General features: G+C 30.0%; 2 protein-coding genes. Both read right to left on the bottom strand.

The genetic code is table 11. The features are described 5' to 3' along the window. Window positions 1-414 precede the first annotated feature (414 nt). Window positions 415-1,551 carry a DUF262 domain-containing protein gene (locus tag JQM81_RS13405; protein WP_235234322.1) on the bottom strand — a complete coding sequence of 379 codons (1,137 nt, stop codon included), beginning with the start codon at window positions 1,549-1,551 and terminating at the stop codon, window positions 415-417. After that, the coding region (locus JQM81_RS13400) for a hypothetical protein (protein ID WP_235234320.1) at window positions 1,544-1,796 on the bottom strand (253 nt) is incomplete at its 5' end. The genes JQM81_RS13405 and JQM81_RS13400, both read right to left, overlap by 8 nt.

The following is a 1,796-nucleotide window of genomic DNA, read 5'->3' as shown; positions in this document are numbered from 1 at the left end:
CATCTAATATTAATCTTCATACTCTGAGCTGTTGCGAAGAAGGATATTAAAGTCACAATGGAACTTATTATGCCCAAAACAGATAAGTAATTTTTCCAAAGAATATAATCATAAAACTTTACCTTAGAAAAATTATCCTCGAACCATACTTTTAATTTTCCCATAAAAATCATCCGTTTCTTCTCCTATATCATTTTGATATAATTTTTTATAATCATACCATTTCTGTTATTCTCCGAAAAGCCTCTGTCAATGCAAACCCACAAATGAGTTCTTATAACTATACAGTCTTGTATAGGTATTATGATTCTATCTGGTTGTATATGTGTTCTGCTGTCCTTAGCTCATAGACTGTACTAAACGGTGTTATCATATTGTTATCAATTTCTCAAAACCTTTCATTAACCTTGCATATTACTTGGAAGATTCCTCTTCCATTTTATTTAACAATGTAATACTTGCATCTATAAGCTCATCGGAAAAATCAAACATGAAATCCTTCATTACATTATATCTGATCATTCTATTAGTGTGTTTATTTAATCCCTCAGATGATGCTAACTTATATTTTTTTAGCCAATCAAAGAGCCGCTTTTCTGTATCGTTTATTTTCCCAGACAAATCCATATCGTTTTCAAATACAGAATACATCTGAACAAATCGCTCTAAATTCAACTTATGTTCTTCTTCCAAAGATATATCTTCACGTTGCATATAAAAAATCACGGAAAACAAAGTATATAGTTGTGCCTTTCTCCTTACAAATTTCTTTATATCATCACTAACTAAAATCTCCGGTAAAATATTGATTCCATCAAGAACAGCATCTTTATCCCTTTCTGCATCCTTATACTCAATCTGTAATTCTTCATATGCCTGATTTAAAGCACTTTGGTCAGTTTGATCTATTATTCCTTTCCTAAACAAAAGAATTAATGATGCACAAAATTCTACATCCTTCATTCGTTTTATATCCGTGTTGGTAAACAAACGATATTCTTCCCATATGGATATATCTGACAATTCTCTTGCTAGAGCAGCAAATTCTCCAGATTTACTATTTCTTTTCTCTTGATCATTAAGATTATAATCTGTCAAATTCAATCTGTTGAACATATTAATTATATCACTACGAGTTGCTTTTGGATCAATATCAATAATCATTAACTGATAATTCCAAAATTCCTTTTTTACTTCTGTATCTAACTCCTTAAAAAATTTATTACCATAGAGTTTTTTCACGTCTTCATCTAATAAACACTGTGACTTTAATTTAAATTCATTATTCACAAATGAGTAAATTGCTTTTATTCTTTGCTGTCCATCTACAATATGAGTAATAGATGCCCCCGTTTCCGGATCAGTTTCTGCTTTCCAAAAAAACAACTCAGGAATAATCAAATTCAATAAAATTGTTTCTATTAATCGTATTTTATCCTTTTCGTTCCACACAGAACGTCTTTGATAAGTATCATCAACTATTAAATCTTGTTTCTCGAACATTGTGGATATTTCATTAATGGTCTTCCGGTTAATATTAAAATTAAACATTTTCTTTTCCCTCCAACGCTATTCGTGCTTTATTGATTCCAAGCATTTGATATTCTTCCAAATCATCCCAACTACGATATATTCGGTATGTAATCGGATGTTCAAAACGTAATTTGTCTTGTAACATCAGATTAATTGGAGAAATCATGTCATCCCATTCTTCTCTAATATTATCTATCTTTTGCAAATTTTTATCATTGATGTATCCTCGAAAAATAGATCCTGTTATAAATCGGTAATAATAT

It is taken from the genome of Faecalicatena contorta (assembly GCF_021531895.1).
GTDB lineage: Bacteria > Bacillota > Clostridia > Lachnospirales > Lachnospiraceae > JAFBIX01.
The sequence above is the reverse complement of the archived record's forward strand: the minus strand, read 5'-3'. Positions and strand labels throughout refer to the sequence as shown.

Coding starts and splice junctions, on each gene's coding strand:
- JQM81_RS13405 (WP_235234322.1), bottom strand. CDS start 1,551: ATGTTTAATTTTAATATTAACCGGAAGACCATTAATGAAATATCCACA.